The sequence below is a fragment of the Streptomyces candidus genome, assembly GCF_014207445.1.
Classification (GTDB): domain Bacteria; phylum Actinomycetota; class Actinomycetes; order Streptomycetales; family Streptomycetaceae; genus Streptomyces; species Streptomyces candidus.
On record NZ_JACHEM010000024.1, the window covers coordinates 32,520 to 50,650 of the forward strand.

At 69.3% G+C, this 18,131-nt stretch carries 22 protein-coding genes; 10 read left to right on the top strand and 12 right to left on the bottom strand.

What is annotated here, in order from left to right; all coding sequences use genetic code 11:
* Window positions 1-201 precede the first annotated feature (201 nt).
* Window positions 202-492: a hypothetical protein gene (locus HNQ79_RS29905; protein WP_185036118.1), complete on the bottom strand. Its 291-nt coding sequence runs from the start codon at window positions 490-492 to the stop codon at window positions 202-204.
* 125 nt (window positions 493-617) lie between these two features.
* Complete coding sequence (locus HNQ79_RS29910) at window positions 618-1,868, bottom strand: hypothetical protein (RefSeq protein ID WP_185036119.1); 1,251 nt, start codon at window positions 1,866-1,868, stop codon at window positions 618-620.
* Between the two features lie 135 nt (window positions 1,869-2,003).
* On the opposite strand from HNQ79_RS29910, the gene HNQ79_RS29915 reads away from it, so the two are divergent.
* From HNQ79_RS29915 to HNQ79_RS29930, 4 genes are all read left to right on the top strand, one after another.
* A complete protein-coding gene (locus HNQ79_RS29915; RefSeq protein WP_185036120.1) occupies window positions 2,004-2,306 on the top strand; it encodes a hypothetical protein in 303 nt (100 codons plus the stop codon).
* A gap of 87 nt (window positions 2,307-2,393) precedes the next feature.
* On the top strand, window positions 2,394-2,819 hold the full coding sequence (locus HNQ79_RS29920) for a hypothetical protein (protein ID WP_229923721.1): 426 nt from the start codon (window positions 2,394-2,396) through the stop codon (window positions 2,817-2,819).
* 105 nt (window positions 2,820-2,924) lie between these two features.
* On the top strand, window positions 2,925-3,254 hold the full coding sequence (locus HNQ79_RS29925) for a hypothetical protein (RefSeq protein ID WP_185036122.1): 330 nt from the start codon (window positions 2,925-2,927) through the stop codon (window positions 3,252-3,254).
* Window positions 3,254-3,865 carry a hypothetical protein gene (locus tag HNQ79_RS29930; protein WP_229923722.1) on the top strand — a complete coding sequence of 204 codons (612 nt, stop codon included), beginning with the start codon at window positions 3,254-3,256 and terminating at the stop codon, window positions 3,863-3,865. Before HNQ79_RS29925 ends, HNQ79_RS29930 begins: the two co-directional genes overlap by 1 nt.
* Window positions 3,866-3,906: 41 nt before the next feature.
* Here HNQ79_RS29930 and HNQ79_RS29935 read toward each other — a convergent pair whose 3' ends face one another.
* The 4 genes from HNQ79_RS29935 to HNQ79_RS29950 all read right to left on the bottom strand — a co-directional run bounded on the left by HNQ79_RS29935 (window position 3,907) and on the right by HNQ79_RS29950 (window position 6,375).
* Window positions 3,907-4,392: a hypothetical protein gene (locus HNQ79_RS29935; protein WP_229923723.1), complete on the bottom strand. Its 486-nt coding sequence runs from the start codon at window positions 4,390-4,392 to the stop codon at window positions 3,907-3,909.
* Window positions 4,393-4,561: 169 nt separating this feature from the next.
* The gene (locus HNQ79_RS29940) at window positions 4,562-4,888 is read right to left on the bottom strand and encodes a hypothetical protein (RefSeq protein WP_185036124.1); all 327 of its coding nucleotides are present in this window, start codon (window positions 4,886-4,888) and stop codon (window positions 4,562-4,564) included.
* Window positions 4,889-4,954: 66 nt separating this feature from the next.
* The gene (locus HNQ79_RS29945) at window positions 4,955-6,052 is read right to left on the bottom strand and encodes a tyrosine-type recombinase/integrase (RefSeq protein WP_185036125.1); all 1,098 of its coding nucleotides are present in this window, start codon (window positions 6,050-6,052) and stop codon (window positions 4,955-4,957) included.
* A complete protein-coding gene (locus HNQ79_RS29950) occupies window positions 6,052-6,375 on the bottom strand; it encodes a hypothetical protein (protein WP_185036126.1) in 324 nt (107 codons plus the stop codon). Before HNQ79_RS29950 ends, HNQ79_RS29945 begins: the two co-directional genes overlap by 1 nt.
* A 182-nt stretch (window positions 6,376-6,557) precedes the next feature.
* Here HNQ79_RS29950 and HNQ79_RS29955 point away from each other — a divergent pair, with 182 nt between their 5' ends.
* Window positions 6,558-7,889 (top strand): MFS transporter, encoded by a 1,332-nt coding sequence (locus HNQ79_RS29955; RefSeq protein ID WP_185036127.1) that lies wholly within the window; start codon window positions 6,558-6,560, stop codon window positions 7,887-7,889.
* Here HNQ79_RS29955 and HNQ79_RS29960 read toward each other — a convergent pair.
* The 5 genes from HNQ79_RS29960 to HNQ79_RS29980 form a co-directional block, all read right to left on the bottom strand.
* A complete protein-coding gene (locus tag HNQ79_RS29960; protein WP_185036128.1) occupies window positions 7,808-9,211 on the bottom strand; it encodes a TfuA-like protein in 1,404 nt (467 codons plus the stop codon). The two genes, HNQ79_RS29955 and HNQ79_RS29960, sit on opposite strands and share 82 nt — an antisense overlap.
* On the bottom strand, window positions 9,208-10,380 hold the full coding sequence (locus tag HNQ79_RS29965; protein ID WP_185036129.1) for a YcaO-like family protein: 1,173 nt from the start codon (window positions 10,378-10,380) through the stop codon (window positions 9,208-9,210). Before HNQ79_RS29965 ends, HNQ79_RS29960 begins: the two co-directional genes overlap by 4 nt.
* A gap of 102 nt (window positions 10,381-10,482) precedes the next feature.
* Window positions 10,483-10,647: a hypothetical protein gene (locus tag HNQ79_RS29970; protein WP_185036130.1), complete on the bottom strand. Its 165-nt coding sequence runs from the start codon at window positions 10,645-10,647 to the stop codon at window positions 10,483-10,485.
* A gap of 33 nt (window positions 10,648-10,680) precedes the next feature.
* Window positions 10,681-11,295 (bottom strand): hypothetical protein, encoded by a 615-nt coding sequence (locus HNQ79_RS29975; RefSeq protein ID WP_229923724.1) that lies wholly within the window; start codon window positions 11,293-11,295, stop codon window positions 10,681-10,683.
* A 5-nt stretch (window positions 11,296-11,300) separates the two neighbouring features.
* Window positions 11,301-11,939, bottom strand: a complete 639-nt coding sequence (locus tag HNQ79_RS29980) for a hypothetical protein (protein ID WP_185036132.1) — start codon at window positions 11,937-11,939, stop codon at window positions 11,301-11,303.
* Between the two features lie 230 nt (window positions 11,940-12,169).
* Between HNQ79_RS29980 and HNQ79_RS29985 the strand changes: the two genes are divergently transcribed.
* From HNQ79_RS29985 to HNQ79_RS30000, 4 genes are all read left to right on the top strand, one after another.
* Complete coding sequence (locus HNQ79_RS29985; protein ID WP_229923725.1) at window positions 12,170-13,420, top strand: NsdA family TPR-like regulatory protein; 1,251 nt, start codon at window positions 12,170-12,172, stop codon at window positions 13,418-13,420.
* Window positions 13,421-13,725: 305 nt separating this feature from the next.
* Window positions 13,726-14,892, top strand: a complete 1,167-nt coding sequence (locus tag HNQ79_RS29990; protein ID WP_185036133.1) for a hypothetical protein — start codon at window positions 13,726-13,728, stop codon at window positions 14,890-14,892.
* Between the two features lie 53 nt (window positions 14,893-14,945).
* Window positions 14,946-15,119, top strand: a complete 174-nt coding sequence (locus tag HNQ79_RS29995) for a hypothetical protein (RefSeq protein ID WP_185036134.1) — start codon at window positions 14,946-14,948, stop codon at window positions 15,117-15,119.
* Window positions 15,120-15,433: 314 nt separating this feature from the next.
* A complete protein-coding gene (locus HNQ79_RS30000) occupies window positions 15,434-15,940 on the top strand; it encodes a hypothetical protein (protein ID WP_185036135.1) in 507 nt (168 codons plus the stop codon).
* 129 nt (window positions 15,941-16,069) lie between these two features.
* On the opposite strand, the gene HNQ79_RS30005 is transcribed toward HNQ79_RS30000, so the two are convergent.
* On the bottom strand, window positions 16,070-17,596 hold the full coding sequence (locus tag HNQ79_RS30005; RefSeq protein WP_229923726.1) for a fused MFS/spermidine synthase: 1,527 nt from the start codon (window positions 17,594-17,596) through the stop codon (window positions 16,070-16,072).
* 138 nt (window positions 17,597-17,734) lie between these two features.
* On the opposite strand from HNQ79_RS30005, the gene HNQ79_RS30010 reads away from it, so the two are divergent.
* On the top strand, window positions 17,735-18,067 hold the full coding sequence (locus HNQ79_RS30010) for a hypothetical protein (RefSeq protein WP_185036137.1): 333 nt from the start codon (window positions 17,735-17,737) through the stop codon (window positions 18,065-18,067).
* Window positions 18,068-18,131 lie beyond the last annotated feature (64 nt).

Here is an 18,131-nt window from a genome sequence, read left to right on the forward strand (position 1 = left end):
GGGCCGCCCCCGTTCGCAGGGGCGGCCCTTCGTCGTGACCGGTCACCCCTGCGGAGCTGATCCTGTCGTTGTCGCTGATCCCCGCGCATCGGCGAGAGTCAGTATGGCCAAACGTTGTACGGGGAGGGATGAGTACGCGTACCCATCCCTCCCCGTACAACGGCGCGGCCTGGCCCGGCTTCGCGGGCGGTGCCGTCCGTCCTACTGCGGGCTGCCCTCGCTGTGCGCCCAGGCCTCCTGCTGGAACTTCCGGTACCACCGCGGGGAGTAGATGCCCTCTCCGCGGGCCCGCGCCATCACCAGCAGGAACGTGCCCACGGACAGGGCCACCAAGGCCACCACGATGAGGCCGAAGACCAGCAGTACATGGCCCTTGAGGATCGTCGCGACCTGGGCGGCCCCGTAGGCGGTAACGGTGAGGACCCCGCACACCACCAGTCGCTGCCACAGCGGCGATCCGCTCGCCCACCAGCGCCGCAGTTGTGCGTACATCGCTTCTCCCCAAGGTCGTCCGTGACTGTCGTTCTGAACCACGATCCTCTTGTTCCTGCCCGGTTGCGTGGTCATCGAGCCGCTCTGCGGTGGAGGATCGGCGCCGGAGGCACCGTGCCGCCGGTTCACGCCCGTTCCAGGGCGTCCAGCAGCAGCTCGTTGTACCCCGCCGCCGGAAGGTCGTCATTGGCGAGCTTGGCCTGGTGGAGGAGTTTGAGGACGGTGGTGTGGTCGGTCCGTGCCCACGCCGCCCGCGTCGTGTCCCGAAGGGTGCGCCGGGCCCGCAGAACCGTGGGGTCTGTCTCGTCGCCGGCAGACGCGCGCGCGGCGTGGAAGGCGTCGACGGCCTTGACCGTCTTCGCCATCGCGGCCGCCGTCTTCTTCTTCTCCCCCTCCTCCGGCAGCAGGGGGTTGAGCACCACGGCCGGACCCCAGCGCGGGGTTTTCGCCCCGGCCGCCTGCTCGGCGGCGTAGGCGCTGCGGTGCTCCTGCACCCCGAGCCGCAGTTGCTCCAGGCCCTCCGGCAGCTCCCAGCCCTTCCCGCCGACGCCGGTCACCGCACGCTTGAGCTCCTCGACCTGGGCGACGTAGCTCTCGATGAGCCCCTTCCTGCCCAGCGGGGTACCGCGCCGGTAGGCACCGTGGCCGTGGGACACGAGCAGCGAACGGGCGCCTCCTTGAAGGCCCGTGAGCAACTGCGCCCTGATCGGCAGCCAGTTCTCCACGGCTGCCTGGGTGATGGGCGAGACCGGCCACACTTCGGTGAGGTGCAGGTCCGAGGCGACGGCCTGCGGGTTGCGGACGATCTTCACCCACGACAGATCGGGAGCGAGGTCGGCAATGCCGCAGGCGCAGAGCTCACCCGTGCGCGGGGCGGCGTCCAGGACCATGCCAATGACGACGAGGAGCCGGGCACGGCCGGGGTCGGAGGGCTGCTTTTCCACCTGCGTCTTCAGTTCGTTGTGCAGCTGACTGCGGGCCCAGGCGGGCATCGTCGCCTTCCGGGGCGGCTTGGGGTAGGAAATGGCGCCGCTGGGGACACCCGCCTCGCGGGCCAGCCGGCGCAGGACGCTCGACCTGCGCCGCTGCGAGGTGGTCACCCCCTTGGGGTTGTTCTTGTATCCCCGCAGGCGCAGCTCCCCGTTGTCGGTCATCTCGCACAGGGCGGTGGCCCCGGGGCCGAGCAGCTTCCGCATTGACGTGCCGTACTGCGCCTTGTAGTCCTCCAGCTTCAGCGCCTCCCGGATTGTGCCGTGGACCCAGCGCACATGCTTCTTCACGCCTTCGGTGGTCTCCGGGTCGTCCAGCACCCCCTGGATCAGCGCGGGCAGCTCCTCGACCGCCGGGAAGCGATCTTCGTCGGTGCTCGTGGACACCCTGACTCCCTCCGAGATCACAGATGCAGGTTAATTATCCCCCTGCCGACTTGGTAGCATTCTGCACCATCAAGACGGCATCCGATCCGTGTAGGTTCGTCGGATTCCCCCGCAGTACTGAGGAGAAGAGAACCGATGGCGAAGAAGGCACCCCCCACGAAGCAGGTGACCGCCGACATCCCCGGCCACTGGGAGATCGCCGCCGCTATTGGCCGGGGCTTGGTCGCTTCGGTCGCTGATCTGTCGTATGAAATGCGTAACGGCCGGTGGGAGCAGGCGGGGACCGTCACCGTGCAGGGTCCCGGCCTCGACCGCACCCGCACCAGGACCGGCGAAGACGCCGAGCGGACATTCGCGCCTGGGGAGCCCGGTCACCACATCCCCGACTGGCTGACCGACCTCATCGACGAGCACCGCCCGCGCCCGGACACCGACTGATCTCAGCCGCTTCTGGGCATCTTCACCGACGGCAGGCCGAGCGGCATACGCTCGTACGGACCGAACGTGCACCAGAGGGGGCTTTCCGTGACGACACAGTTGCCGGACATCTTCGAGACCCGCCAGGCGAAGGCTTTCCGCGATGCCCTCATGGCCGGTGACGTGGAGCAGGCCAAGAAGATCGAGGACCACCTGCTGGCCGAGGCAGCCACCAGCCCCGAGGACCGCGAACTCCTTGCCGACCAGCTGCGCGCGGCGATGCTGTTTCGCGCGTACGTCGATGCCTCCGCCGCAGGTGACGAGGCCGCGGCCCTGACGTTTCAGGGGCTCCTGACGACAATGTGTTCGCCAGAGACGGTTAAGACGACCCTCATGAGCGGCCTTCTCTACTCGGGTCTTGAGCTGGGCTCGCTGCCGGCGAAAGACCACGACCACCTCACGGAGTGGATGAACGGGGCCGACGTGGGCGAGGAGATGAAGGCCCGCCTGGCAAGCATCACGCGCACGCCGTAGCACCATCTCGCGCTCGACCTCTCGTCTACCTCAAGCCGGGACTGAAGGTCCACGGCATGTGGGTACCGTCACCGACAGCAGGTGGCAGCAGGGGAGGAAGACACAGTGACCAACATTGTCAGTAAGTTCTTCGCACGCCGCAGAGTTGGCCGCATCGCCGTCGCGGCGCTGCTGGCGAACGAACTCGAAAACGGTGATCTCCAGGAACGGATCGCGGCGTGCCTGGAAGACCGCGGCGCCGACCCGGTACTGCGGGAGGCGGTGGCCAAGCAGCTCGCAGAATTCCGGCGTACGACCGATCGAGGCATGAAGCTCGCTCAGCTGACCGAGCTTGCCGCCTCCGAGGAACACGGCGTGACCACGTTCTTCGTGAACATCGAGGCGGCGGACCGGTGCGCCGAACGCCTTCTTCCCGTCAGTCGGAGCGTCGCGTGATGGAAACCGCACCCACCGCAGCAACACCCGACCGTCCCGGCGGCCTTCCCCGGGACGACAGCAGCCTCCCGTTCCTCGCGGCGACCTGCGCCGTCGGATGCATGGCATCGGCCATCACGGTCACCTCCCACGCCCGCCTTCCCTTCGATCACCTGTGGCTGTCCGGAGCCGTGTGGGCCGGGGCGGCCGGCATCGGCTTCGCCGCCGGGTGGGGCCTGTTCCGCCTCTTCGGGTTTCAGCGGCGCACGCTGACCCCGAGGCTCGCAGTGATCTCGCTGGCCCTGGCCTTCGCCGCGGTGTGGGGCGTGAACAGCATCTCGTCGCACATCTTCATGAGCTCCTGGGCCCGGTACGAAGCAGAACTAGGCGGTCCGGGCCAGTGCCTGGCCGCAACGCCGTACGGCAAGGACAACGCAAGTGTCGTCACGTGGGCGGCCACGGGCGATGACCGCATGGAAATCTGGCCGGGCGGGTCCATCCCGCAGGGCACTCCGAAGGGGTACAAGTACCCGGTGCTCAAGCTGACGCACGCCGTCAACGGAGGTACGCGTCCACTGGCTCCGGCTGACGATGCGTCCCGGGAGCTGCTCCAGTCCTACGGCTGCCGCTGAGCGCCACAGCAGACAACATTCGCCTCGGTCTTTGATGGTCGTCAGGGCGTGTCGACGAGCAGCGACAGTTGCACGCCGAGCTGATGCTCCGGCTCGGCGTGCGGGACACCGTCCGCGCCCAGGAACAGATAGAAGTACCGCGTCGTAAACGGCCTCGACGTGGAGGACCCGCCCTTGGTGAGGCCGCTCAGCGCACCCGCAGAGTAGAGATGCGGCAGCCAGCTGGGACCCACGATCTCCCCCACCCAGGCCCGCGCCTCCGCCGGGTCGACTGCCTGGCGAGTGCCGAGCTGCTTGTGCTGCGCGGCAACCGACAGCGTCAACACGCTCCCTGCCCGACCCTGCCGCTCCAGGAGTACGGCCTGGTCGCTGATGTCCCCGACGATGGTGAGGACGGCATGCCGGTCGGTCACCGAGCGCACCGGTCCGAAGCGGCTTACGGGGGCCAGGCCGCCGCTACCGGCCGGGTCCGTGGAGAACAGGGCCGATCGAAAGCGCCGCAGGTCTTCCTGGTGCTTACGCAGCACAGTACGAATATCCACACACATGCCGCCGACGCTAACAAGCCGCCCTTGTGGTGCATCGGATCACCCCTACTCCTCGACCCGCACCCGACCAGGCCCCACTCAAGGAGCGGGACAGTGTCGGCGAGGACTGAACCCTCGGCTCGGCCGGGGTGAGGTGAAGGCATGTTCGTCAAGCTGGGGCGGGTTCGGGGACTCCACCCGAAAGGGTGACGGCCGCCGCCCGGTTCGCCGCAGTGGCTAGCCGGGCGTAGTCGAGGACGGTCGCCCACAGCCAGCGCGCGCTGTGGTTGTCCTGCGCGGTCATGGCACAGGTGGCGTTACCCACTGCATGGCCCCACAGATCGCGTTGGTGGCCGCTGTGCTCGGCTTCGGCGGTCCGCAGCGCTGCCACGATCGCGGCAGCGGGCGGAGGCTCATCGACATCCGTGCTCAGCCAGGGACGCACGGCCTCGGCGACGGCCACAGCGGTTGCGCGGGAGAAGGCGCTCTCACTCATGGCAACACCATGCCCGAGAACTCCTGCGCTGCGGCTCCTGGAGCGGACGGCCGCGGGGTTGACGCATCATGCGCCCGGCGGGAGCCAGCGCCCCAACTGGGCGCTGAACTTGTCGACACCGGCGGCCGCGTGCCGGGCACGGCGTTCCTGGTCACCACGGCGCCGGATGTAGGAAAGAGTCGTCGCCGGGTCGTCGTGTCCGGCGAACTCCTGGATGTCCTCCAGCGGTGTGCCGTCGTCCCACATGTGGGTCAGGCGGCTGACTCGCAATACGTGCGGGGTCAGGTCGCGGCCGGTAAGGACTCCCGCCCGCTTCCCGAGACGGGTCAGGATGCGGTCGACGTCGTGTCGGTCTAGGCGTCGGCCCTCGGAGTCCAGAAGCAGCGGCCCCTCGGTCCGTCCGTCGATGAGGAGGACCAGGAGCTCGGCGAGCATGTGCGGGACGTCCCACTGCCTGCCCTTGTTGCCCTTGCGGGTCAGGTCGATCACGGGTTTGCGGCCGTCGTGGAAGTCGGTGACGTCGGCCTGGCACCACTCGCTGACACGGCCGGCGAAGACGTAGACCAGGGAGGTCACCACGACGTCGCGCAGGCAGGCCGCCCAGTCGAACAGGGCGCCGAACTCCTCGACCTCCAGCATCGGGGTGGCGGTGGTCTCGTCGTGCTGGTCGATCCGGGGGCGGTTGTGGCGGGTGACCGGGTTGGGGACGAAGGTCTGCGATTCCTCGGCGGCGAAGGCCGTGAGGGAGGACAGGGCCGACAGGCGGCGCGCGATGCTGCGGTCCGCCCGCTCTCGCTTCTCCTCGCTGAGCCTCCAGGTGGTGACGTCCCCACGGGTGATGCACCCGATGTAGAAGCGCTCGTGCCCGAGTTCCTGGGCGAATCCATGCCAGAACCGCAGGTCGTCGGCATAATTCCGCTTGGTGTTGATGCTGGGGATCGTGGAGGACGCGAGCCAGCTCATGACGGTGGTGAACGTCTCGGCCGTGCAGATGTCGCGCAGGATGTCCATGCGGTAGCGGCGCGGGCCCAGCTTGCGGTCCTTCGGGTCGCGGGGTGCCACCTGCCCGAGGTCCTCGCGGATCTTGGCAAAGGCGTCCTCCGCTCGGGTCGGTGCCCGAACGACGTCGCCGGCGGGACGCTGGGCGACTTCCGGGCGGGGCATCACGGTCGGAAGTCCTGCCGGAAGTCCGGGTGCTCGGAGAACGCGGCGAAGGCAGTGCAGCGCAGCGACCAGCCGAGGGCCTGCATCTGTCCGGCGAAGAAGCTGTGCCGGTCGTCGCCGCGGTGCGGGTGCTCGAACTTCTCCTCGAACTCCAGCAGGCTTCGGTTCACCCCGGCCAGCAGACGCTCCTCTTCCTCCTCCGCCGCCTTCGCCCGCTCGGCGATCCGGGCCTTGAGGAAGGCGACCAGAGCGCGGTCACGGTCCAGGGCGGCCTCGTCCTGGATGATCAGTTGGAACTTCAGGGCGGTTTCCCCGTCGGCCATGTGCCCCTCCTTGCTCTCGATCCCCAAAGCTACCTGCGGGGACGGACAGCGACGGGGTGCCCCTGCCGGGTGCCTGTTGGTGCGTCTGCGACACACGATCTTCGGGTTGCTCTAGAGTCGGGAGGACCTTCCCGGTGGCATCTCGCTGCCGGGATTTCGTGTTCTCTGGGTGGAGTTGGATCTTGCGTAAGGCGCGGCGGCTGCACGACCGGAGTCCAGCGGGGCCCGTTCCACGTATCAGCTGGACGGGCCGGGTCCGGGAAGCAGGCGCTCCGCTGGCCATCAGGCCGTACCGGCTGCACTTCACCGCCCGCCTGCTCTCCTGGACCGGCTCAGCCGTCGCACCGATCGGTCTGGCCTTCGCAGTCCTCCAGATCGGCGGTGGCCCCGGTGCGCTGGGAGCTGTCCTCGCGGCGAGCGTCGTGCCTCAGATCCTGCTGCTGCTCGTGGGCGGGGTCGTCGCGGACCGGCTTTCCCGGGCTCGGGTCATGGTGTGGTCCAACATCGTCTGTGCGGTCGCGGAGGCGGCGGCGGTGCTGCTGCTGGTCTCGGGTACGGCCCAGGTCTGGCACCTGGTGGCGATGTCGGCTGTCTGCGGGGCTGCGGGGGCTTTCTTCACCCCGGCTGCCGGGGGCATCGTCGTGGAGGTGGTCCCGGCGGAGCTCCGGCACGCGGCCAACGCTCTGCTGAAGATCGGCCAGAACACCGTGAAGGTCGCGGGGCCCGCCCTGGGTGGCGTCCTGGTCGCCGTGGTCGGTCCTGGCTGGGCTCTCGGGTGGGATGCGTTGACGTTCGCCGCCTCGGCCCTCCTCTTCTCCCGCATCAGCCTCAAGGCCAAGACCGTGAAGGTCCGTACCGGATTCACCTCCGATCTGCGTGAGGGCTGGGATGACTTCCGCTCCCGCCGCTGGCTGTGGGTGATGGTCTGCCAGGCCGCTGTGATCGTTCCCGTGTGGCTGGTTGGTTACCAGCTGCTCGGTCCGGTGTACGGACAGCAGGTGCTCGGCGGCGCCGCCCCGTGGGGCGTGGTGGTCTCCGGTTTCACCGCCGGACTGGTGGCCGGGGCGGCACTCGCCTTGATGTGGAAGCCGCGCCAGGTCGGGCTCGTCGTCTGCGCGGGCACCGGCTCCATGGCGGTGCCGCTGGCGGCGATGGCGGCGGCCGTACCGCTTCCCGTGCTCGTGATCGCCACGGCGGTGGCGGGCACGGGGCTGGCGGTCAGCATGACCGTGTGGGCCTCGCTGGTGCAGGAGAGGATTCCGGCGGACCGGCTGGGCCGAACCCTGTCCTACTCGACGCTCGGGCAGATCCTGCCCGTGCCCTTCGGCTATCTCCTCGCCGGTCCTGCCTCCCACCTGTTTGGGCTCCGCACGACCCTGGCATCGGGCGCTCTGATCATCACGGCCGCCGCCCTCGTGCCGCTGGCCATCGCTCAGGTCCGGGGGCTCTGCCTCGCACCGGAAGCGACCAAGGACGCCGACGGGGTCGCGGCCGCGGCGCGGGCGGAGAGGTAGAACGCTCGGGCCACCTCGACGGCGCCGGCGAAGTCACGGAACGCCCGGTCCCGGGCCGCCGCATCAAGTCCAGCCCGGCCGTACTCCTCGGGAAGTCCCCAGCGCTGGGTGAGATGAGCGGCGATGCGCTCGATGCTGAGGTGGGCTGTGGTGTGGTGCGGGTCGGCCGCCTCGACCTCGGTGTTGACGGCGAACGCGGCGGCCACGGCCTCGGCCGCCGGGGGGACGGAGCCGAGCAGGTCGCCCGCCTCGGCCACCGCGGCGGGCCACACCGTCCAAGCCCCGTCCAGACGAGCGGAGCGGACGATGACCCGCACCAGCGCTTCCTCGGGCGCGAGCTGGCCCACCTCTTCCTCGGTGAGCCAGTGGGCGAGCTGGTCACCGGACATGCTGGCCACCTCCACGCCTGCGGCCGCAGCAGACCGCAGGGCGGACCGCTCCACCGCCGGGGATCGCACCGGCCGACACGCGTCGTCGTCTGCCTCATGCGCAAGGGCGGCCAGGACCCGCCTTCGCCACCGATCCGGGAACCCTGGGTCGTACAGCTGTTGATGGTGCAGGAGGGCGAGGAAGCTCACGGGTTGCCCGCACGCCACCGCGCCCGTCCGGAAGGCCGCTTGCCAGTACCGGACGAAACTGGTCTGCCACGGCTCGCCTGCCCACGCCCCGGCGCCGGGTACCGCGGGCAGTCCGGCGGCCACCAGAGCGAGGGCCTGTTCAGCGTCCTCCCGCTTGGCGTTGCAGGGATGCGTACGGCGCCATGCGTCGGCCCGGCTGAACGCGGCCCCCAGCCCCTCCCCCGCCGCGAAACGTCCCAGCGCGGTCCACGACCGCGACGTATAGGGAAGGGAACGGGCCAGGTCTACGAGCCGCTGAGCTTCGGCATCGTCCAGCTGTCCGTCAGCGGCAGCCCGGGTCAGGGCGGCTCGCAGGTTCACGAGAGCTTCGGACAACGGGAGGCCGTCGTCGGTGTGCAGCACGGCGACTTCGTCGTCCGCGTCCAGGGCGCCGCTGCGGAAGTCCTCGAAGATGCGCCCGATGCCGACCATGCCATACGGGGCGAGCTCGGCGGCCCGCAAGGCCCCCATACTGGCGGCCCCGGCCACGGTGGCCCCGTCGGCCAGCAGCGCCAGGATCTCCTTGTGCCGCACCGGCGCGCTCTGGTGCCAGAGTCCATCGATGATCAGCACCGTGTCGCCGGGGCCGGCGCCGAGTCGCATCAGGTCGCCGTGCCGGACCGGAGGGTGCGTCACAGCGTCGGGGAGGACCTCGTGGACCCGTGCGGCGGGCACGGTGGGGCCGGAGAAGACGTGAACGGTCATGCTGCCGTCTCCTGGTTCGGTCGGGGAATGATGTGCCGGGCGTCGTACCGCAGGGCGGGGGCCAGCACCTTGACGACGGCGAACTCGCTGCGTTGGTGGGGTCCGTGGGTGAGGTCCACCACGAGCGGGTGGTGGCCGGTGACGGCCGCGAGGCGGGCGGCCAGGTGCTCGGCCTCGCCGTCGTCCGTGGCGAACCCGGTGGTGTGCTGGGCGGCCACTTCAGCCCAGCTGAGGCCGGGGCCCGGGGCGGGTTGAGGGCTGCGGTGTACGGCGGGCCGGTACGCGGCCGGGTGGATGTCCTCCCGGCTGCCCGTGATCTGGGTGAGCCGGGACTGAGCTGCCTCCGTGATCGCCCGGGAGAGCGCCACGTGGGGGTCCAGGTGGGCGCCGGAGCCGGAGACCAGCAGGGCCGGCTGGTCCTCGCGCCACAGGTAACAGCTCATGACGGGCACTTCGAACCGGTTGGGGAGGTGCCACAGCTCCAGCCAGGCCCCGGCCTCCCGCGCCCGGTTGATCAGCGCCGCACAGTGCTCGTCGTCGATGCTGTCCGGGTCGATGAGCTGGCCGCCGTCCCGCTGGTCGGCGAGAACGCTGATCGTGTCGCGCTCGACCAGTTCGGCCAGAGCGTGGACGACGGCCTCGGCGCGGGTGTTGCCGGAGGCGAGACCGTTCGTGGATGCACTGGGCAGGTGAAGCCGCCACCGGTCGTGGACTTCGCGACCCAGCTGCACGCACGCCGCCGGGACGAGCACGGGTTCACCGTTCAGCGCCGAACGCGCGGTGATCCAGTCCAGGACTGTCCGGCTGGTGACCAGAGATCCGGGGTGGCTCTCCAGGGCGGTCACGGGATAGGGCAGATCCAGCCCGAGGCCGTCGGCCGGGGCCCGGACATCGGCGATCGGGACGGCTCGCTCGCCGTGCCACGCCTCGATCGCTTCCATCGCGCCCGAGACCCGGGCGGCGGCCAGCGTCGCACCTTTTCCCTGGGCGACGGACAGAGTGCGGGCCAGGGGGCGCACGGCCATGGTCACCGGAATACCGAGGTCGTCCAGTCCGGTCACGTCAGCGACACGGGTGATGCCGTACGTCATCAGCAGCGGCCGGATGGCCTCCCAGGTCTGATCGGGATGGCGGGTTCGGTGAGTGCCGTCGAAATACGCCTTACGCATGGGCTCTTCCCTTCGCAGATGCCGAAGCCCGGCCGCCGGGCACCCAAAGGTCATGGAGGGTGACCGACGGCCGGGCGGGTTCAGCTACCGCCTACGGCGCCGTCAGGCGGACGGCAGCGGGTAGGTGTGGGTGTCGGGGAAGGCGGAGTCCGGCACGGCCGGGTCGCCGCCGGAGTTCTGCGGCATGTTGCCCTCGGAATGCAGCTCGGCCACGAAGTCGGCCGGGTCCACGGCCTGCGTGGTGGCTGACGGGATCTGCTGGGACATGGTCGTTCCTCCTGGGTCTGGGGAAGGGCGCCGCTACACCGAGAGGTCGGTGAAGCAGATGGTGATCAGCACCTCGCGCGACTGGGAGTCGAGCGGGGTACGCCAGTGGGGGATTCGGCTTCCGTCGAATCCGGTGAGGACGCGGTGCCGGACCGGGAAGGTCTCGCCGCCGTCCGGGTATGGGGTCTCTCCGAGACGGTCGGCCACCTGCTGAGTGGTCAGCCACCGCAGGCGGGGCAGCCATCCCATCGAGACGAGGCCGGGGGTCAGGCCGCACGAGAAGGTGATCTCACACTTCCCGTCGTCCCGGTGGACGTGCATGTAGTCGCCGGGCTCGTAGAACTTCAAGCCGAAGCGGATCGGGGTCATGCGGGCGCGGCCGGTCGCTTCGGCCGCCACCTCCGCGAGGCCCTTGGACATGGCCAGCTGGCTGAGCGCGTCTCCGCCGGTGTGGACTCGGCACCGCTGGGGCGAAGTGATCGATCCGTCCCGCATCACCAGCAGTCCGGGCCGCTGATTGTGGCGGACGACCGCACGGGGTTCGCACCGGGCGGCCTCCTCGGCGATCTCCTCCCAGAGCCCGGCGTCGACCACGTCCTCGGGAACCACCGCCCTGCCTTCCGTCAGCCAGAGCTGACGCGTGGTCATGCCCATCACAGGTCCATGAACGACATCGTCACCAGCATCCCCATGGGCAGCGTGAGCGCCCGGCGCCAGTGCGGCACGTGGTACCCGGCGAACGCTCGGACGCTGCCGTCGCCGTACGGGTGGCTCAGGCTGGTGTAGCCCTCCCCCTCGGGGAAGATGCCGTGTTCGGTGACGACCTCACCCAGGCGGTCGGGGAAGGCGCCCATCAGTTCCGGGGCCCACCCCATCGGGGGCAGATCCTCCGTCAGCGCGAAGGCGACGGTCACGGTGGACTTCACCGAGTCCGTGTGCAGGCCCTGGAAGTCGCCTTCCTTGTAGAGGACCACGGCGCCCCCGCGCGGGATCAGTCGCGGGATGCCGGTGGCCTCGCGCAGGGTCATCAGGAGGGTCTTGTCGTAGGCCAGGGCCTCCAGCACCGGGCCCGGGGGGATGAAGCCGCAGTGGACCGGCGAGGCGAAGCTGCCGTCACGGTGTGCGGCCGTGTGCTCGTGGACGTGAGGCGTGACCAGGTCGAGCCTGCCGTGCGCCTCCTCGACCAGGGCCTTGAAGCGGTCCGGCTCAAGGACACCGGGAACAACAACCGTTCCCGTCTCCTCCCACGCCGCGCGAGCCGGCAGCCGTTCCACGGGTGCTTCGGTGTCCATGATCCCCTCCAGGTGGTCTGTCTGTCCGGGTGGCGCCGCGCGGCCGGTGGAACCTCGGCCCGCCTCCGCTGTCGTGCCGGGGGCGAGCCGAGGGGTCAGCGGCGTTCGCCCATTGAACTGGCGGGGAACACAGGGAATGAGGGGCCAGGAAGGGGTTCATTTCCCGGCGGGGGGCCGCTCCAGGGGGCCAGGATGAGGGCCTCACCCGACGGCGACGGAGGGAAAGTGTCATGGTGGCCCCAGACGGCATTGGCGTCTTACTGCGAGCAATCCGAGAAGGCGCTGGTCGCGCCCGTGACGAACAGGCCAAGGTCGTCCAACAGGCCCAGGGCGGCCGGTGGTTCGACTGGGAAAACATCAAGCGGTGGGAACTGGAGAAGCGGTTACCGGTCCCGGACTGGCACGAGACGATCGCCCTCGCGTATGGGCTGAGCGTCGCGGACGTGCAGCGGGCAGTCGCCGCATCACGGCAGCACCGACGCAGCCAGCGCAGGGAGAAAGAGGACGTGAAGCGACGCAGGTTCTTCGGGGTGGCGGCCGCCGCTGTGAGCGCGACCGCGTTGCCCGGCATCGCACAGGCCCGTGAAGGCATCGACGGGGCGCTCGCAGGCACGGGGGCCGGTGACCTCGCCTACCTGGAGTCGGCATTCGAACGGCATCGGGGCGGCTACCACGGCAGGGCACCCGACGACGTGCTGAGCGACATGCAGGCGGACCTCGTCCTCCTCGGCCAGGTCCTCAATCAGCCTCATCCGGCCAGTGCCCGCGCCGATCTCGCCCGCACCGCCGCGGGAATCGCTGGCCTGGTCGCCATCGTGCAGCACGACCGGGGCGACAAGGGAGACGCATTCCGCTGGTTCGCGACAGCGGAGAAAGCGGCCCGGGAGTCCGGTGACCGCAGGATGACGGCCTGGGTGCTGGCCCGGCACGCGATGGTGCCGCTGAACTACGGCGCACCCGAAGTGGCCGTGCGTCTCGCGGCCCGAGCCCGCAGAGCGGCCGGCCGAACGCCCACCGGAGCCGGGGCTTTGGCGGCGGCCGTCACCGCGCGCTCCCTCGCCGCCATCGGCGACCAGCGGGGCGCCCGGATGGCAGTCACGGACGCGCAGGGCCTGGTGGAGCGCCTCGACGGGCACGAAGCGGCCGACACGTGGTTCGGCTATCCGGCGCAGAAGCATTTCGTTCACCTCTCCCAGGCATACACCCTCCTCGGGGACACCGAGGCTGCCTACGCGGCCCAGGACGACGCCCTCGACCTCACCGATTCCCCCTCGGTGATGACCCGGGCCCTGATCGCGATGGACACCGCCGCCTGCCTGCGCCTCGACGGCGACCCCTCAGCGGCGGCCGAGATGGCAGCGGGCGTCTTCGACCGCCTCCCCGCTCCCTACCGTGACGGCCTGATCCGATCCAGGACCGAAGTCCTTCACCAGGCCCTCGGCGGTCGTCCGCGAGACCTGCTCGGCCAGGTACTCGCCTGACGTTAGACCCGATCGCAATTCGCGGGCGGGCCCCTTATTGGGCGCGGCCCGGTTGTCGGGGGTGTTTCGCCGCGAAACACCCCACCGGTGTAGCCGATGGAGTGTTCAGTCCAGCAACCCTGGCGGGTAGAGCAGCGGCTCGCGGGACTTGTCCGTAGGCGGCTCGACGGTGACCCACCCTCGGGACGTCATACCGGGCCCGACGAGTCAGCACAGGGCCAGGGTGCGACGGAAGCTCTTGGAAACCCTCTCCGCGTTCATTGGATACCTTGCTTTCCACTCATCGGTACAATACCTTTCCGGTCATGGATAAGGGAGAGCTGAATCGCCGCATGACCAGCGTCCGGATGAGTCATCGTCAGGTACAAACGCTCAAGCGGGACTTGCAGTCTGCCGAGCGGCAGCGTGACCGCGCCGTGGCCGCGCTCGACGAGTTCGCCCAGGCCAACGAGGAAGCCAAGGCGGAGGCCAGTCGGCGAACGCTCGCCCGGGAGCTGGGCGTCACTCACCCGGTGATCAGAACCATGATCGAGCGGGCGGCGAAGGACACATACCCCGTGGACTCGACGCCACTGGTCCCGGTCCTCTCCGCCTACCAGGCGACGCAGTACGTCAAGAGCGGCGCCTTCGGACACGTCACTGGCGCGACCGTGGCCATGACCGAGACGGACATCCTGCTGGAGTCCGGGCGCCACCCGAAAGCATTCGCCGACGGCACGCGGGTCTCCGCGCCGAACATGCTGTTGCGCAACGCGGAGGGCGAGCTGTTGGGGGTGGAGGAGTGCCTGGCCGGCTACGGCGGCACGGGGCCGAGCAACAGCGTCCGGCTGCTCAAAGAACTCGGCTGGGACGGGGGGATCGCCCGTGAGGTCATGCACTACCGGTTCATCGAGTTCGACATCGAGCGAGGTGTCGTCCGAGCAAGCGAGGAGAGCCTGCACCACTGCGGGGGGAATCTGGAGTACACCGGCGGGCACCTGGTCGCACGCTTGCGCCGGGGTCGCCCCTGGGCCCCTGTCGGCCAGACCCCCACTGTCGGCGACCCGCTCGGGCTTCGCACATGGGTCGGCGAGATCCTGAGCCACCCGGAGACCTACCCCTGGGTGGAGGGCCCCCGTGTCGCCCGGGTCTACCTCAACCGTGACACCGCCACCGGGTTGCAGGACCGCATCCGCTACCGCGCCGGCGTACGCAACAGCCCCTACAGCGTGGTGATCGAGCAGGGTGAGCTTCAGCTGTGGTGCAGCGCCATCTACCCGTCGGACTGGGCCGAACTCCTGTCGAAGGAGCAGCTGGACGTCCTGGCGTCCGTGGACATGTACCCGGCTGACGCCGAGCCGCGCGGCTGGCTCGACAGGTTCCTCCCCCGTCGCCGGGAGCGGCCGGACTACATCGACATCTCCGCCGACGGCACGAGCACGCTTCAGCGCGAACCGGACGGCTCAGAGCTCGACGGCGAGACCTTCGTGTGAACGCCCCCCGGTCGGGTCAGCTCAACGAATGGTGAACATGAAGGGATTCCCAGATGAGCCGCTACGACAACCTCAGCACTCAGCAGCTTGAGACATCTCTGAAGGCCATGGGGAAAATCGCCGAGCAGTACGGCGAAACCTCCTGGAAGACAGGTCAGTCCCAGATGCACAACGAGATCAATCAGGTACTGGACGAACTCGAAGCACGCCAGGCCGACACACGCTGAAGGCTCGGAGTTGAGCGAGGCTCGCACCGATCAGTCGGTGCGAGCCTCTGACCAGGACGGATACCCGCAGACGACACCGGCCGTAACTACACGAGAACCGGGCCTGCTACGCCCCCCTCCTGGGTGTAGCAGCAAGTGCTCCCGCATCGGCGGGCCCGTCATTAAGTGTGCGGTTGCCCGGAGTAGCCGATGAGGAGGTCACGGCCGCTCTGGCATGACGTGAAGGCACCGCGCCTGTCAGTGCGGTGCGGAAGAGTGGGCGGAGTGGAACCGGTGATAGCGGCTCCGCCCCGCGCCAGTATCGAGGAGAACCTGTGAGTGACCGCGCGTACCCCCCCGAGTCCACACATGAGCTGTGGTTGCCGACCTTGGACTTCGTCCGGTCCAGCGCGGCTGTGACGTGGGCGTACATGATGGCCCAGGGGGTCCGGTTCGTGATGCCGCCGCGCGTGGCGGCCCTGCCCCGGATCGAGGACCGCGCCGCGGCCCTGGCCGACGCCGAGCGGGAGCGCCTGACGACGGCGGACCTGTACCACTTCACCACGCAGGCCAGCGAGGCGGCCGACGCGGTCGAGCTCCGGCACCAGGCCCTGGAGCAGCTCCTGCCGTCCGCGTCCGGGTTCCTGGTGTGGGAGCGGCCCCCGATGCACCTGCGCAACGGGATTCCGATCCGCGCGGCTTCCTGGGGCGTGGCGTACGACGGTGGGACGTGGGTGTCGTGGTGGAGCGATACGCAGGTCGCGGTAGACCTGGGCCTGTGCAGTTACGACGGGAGGTCAGAACCCCGTGGCCGTACCCAGCGCCGACTGATCCACTGCTGATCGCAGGTCAACAACAGGGCCCGTACCGGAAGTGATCCGGTACGGGCCCTGTTCTCTGCCCCGGCACGGGCACCCTCGCGTGGTGTGGTTTTTTACACCGGCGAGGCTCGCCGCTCTCTGCGCAGCTGCTTACCGGCTACGCCGCGGGCTGGGCTGGAGGAGCTGGTCGACGGGCGCAAAGTCGTCGGTGAGCAGCTGGGCGTCGCCGACCCAGGAAGCGAGGGAAGCGCCGGTAATGATCTCCCAGCCGACTTGCCGGGCGTCCAACGCTTTCTGAGTCGCACGGAGATCAATCGGCCGATTGGAGGCGAGGACCACGAAGTTGCCTCCCTCGGGGGTGCCGTTTGGGTCGATGCCGAGGTCGGCGGGCCTACCGGCGAGGGAGACGTACTTGAAGGTCGCGCTGAGGGTGGCCACTTCGGCACGGGCGAAGGCCAGACCGCCGTGGTCGATGAGGTTGGCGATGTAGAGCCCGTCCTTGGTGAGCACGCGCCGCACATCGGCCATCGCTTCCGTGGTGGTGAGGTGCCAGGGCACGCTCATGCCTCCGAAGGCGTCGCCGATGATGAGGTCACGGCTCCCTTCGCCCAGGCGCCGCAGGCCGAGCCTGCCGTCCTCGACGCGTACCTCGGTACGAGGGTCTGGCCGCCCGAGTTGATCGCGGTCGACGCGCACAACTCCGCTGTCGATCTCGGACACCACGCTGCGTGTCCCGGGCCGCGTGGCTGCGAGGTATCGGGGAATGGTGAGCCCGCCGCCGCCCAGGTGGTGGGCAACGAGGGGTTCACGTCCGGGAAAGGCCGAATCGACCGCCCCCGCGATGGCCCGCACATAGGTGAATTTGAGGTACGTCGGATCGGTGGTGTCGACGTAGGAGTGCCGCACCCCGTCAAGGACGAGTGTGCGGCCGCCGTCGCGGACGGGGTCCGCGACGACCTGTACGCAGTGATACCTGGTCTCCGTGTCGCAGTCACCGGGTACGACCGTCGTGGCGAGACCGCCAGCAATGACCATCAAGGCCAGGGCGGGGGTGCCGCTCCACCCTCGTGTTCGCCACCCGGTCAGTACCGAGCCGACCAGCAGCAGTGTTCCAAGGCCGACGAGAATCCCACTGACGGGCCACCGGGACACAAGCACGAAGCCCGTGAGGACGGTGCCGACGATGGAGCCGGCGGTGCCAACGCCGGACAGACGGCCGACCACTGTTCCGGTCTCGGTAAGGCTGGTGAGGCGCAGCTTGGTCACGAGCGGCGTCACTGCGGCGAGCAGCGCGCCCGGCACAAGGATGGTCAGCGCCGCGACCAAGAAGAGCACCACCGGCGCCCACTCCGCAGTGGCGCGCAGGGCAGCGGGAGTGAGCGCCACGACCGCACCCGACACCCCGAGCGCGGGAGCTATGATCCGTCGTGGTTCGACCCGGTCGGCAATGAGCCCGCCCAGCCAGGAACCGAGGGCGATGGCGGTGAGGGCGATGCCGATCACCATCGTGCTGGTCTCAAGGGTGAGGCCGAGATACGGAGCCAGTAGCCGCAGGGCGACGATCTCGACCACCAGCACCGCAGCCGAGGAGCCGAACACAAGCGCGACAGCCACGCGGGGCCCCAGACCGTAGGTGCGAGGCGCGCCCTCGGCGGGCGAGGAGGGCGATCTAGTCACGGGTGACGTCCTTATTTCCGTTGGCTTGTCAGCGAGTTGGATACGGCGAAGGTGGCCCCTGCGTCCACCCCGGTTGTCGATTCCCAGCATCCCAGCGAGTGGACCGGGCAGCTGTACCTGCCTCATAGGATTGAGGCCATGACGTACCTCTGGGCCAGCGCGTCCCTGGACATCGAGGAGCGGACGCCAGGCTCCGCGGCTCTACGCATGGTCTGCGAGGAGGCAGCCTTTCACCTGCAACGTTGCGAGCGATTCACGCTCTACCTTGACCGGACCACCGGGCATTACGAGCTCTTCGCGGCCCAGACCGAAGCCTGCCTCGTCGCCATGCTGCGCGGGCGCCACCCTTCAGTCGCCTTCCGCAACATCCGCGTGGCGGGCCGGCATGGCTGTGCGCTGCGGTTCGTACCGGAGCGCGAGTGGAATCCCCCTGCTCCCCCTGAGGTTCCCCCGTTGTTCGGGAGGTGCTGATCAGCTGGTCAGGGCGGGTTGACGGGTGTTCAGATTCGCTTGTTCGGTCGTCGCCTGGTCGGCG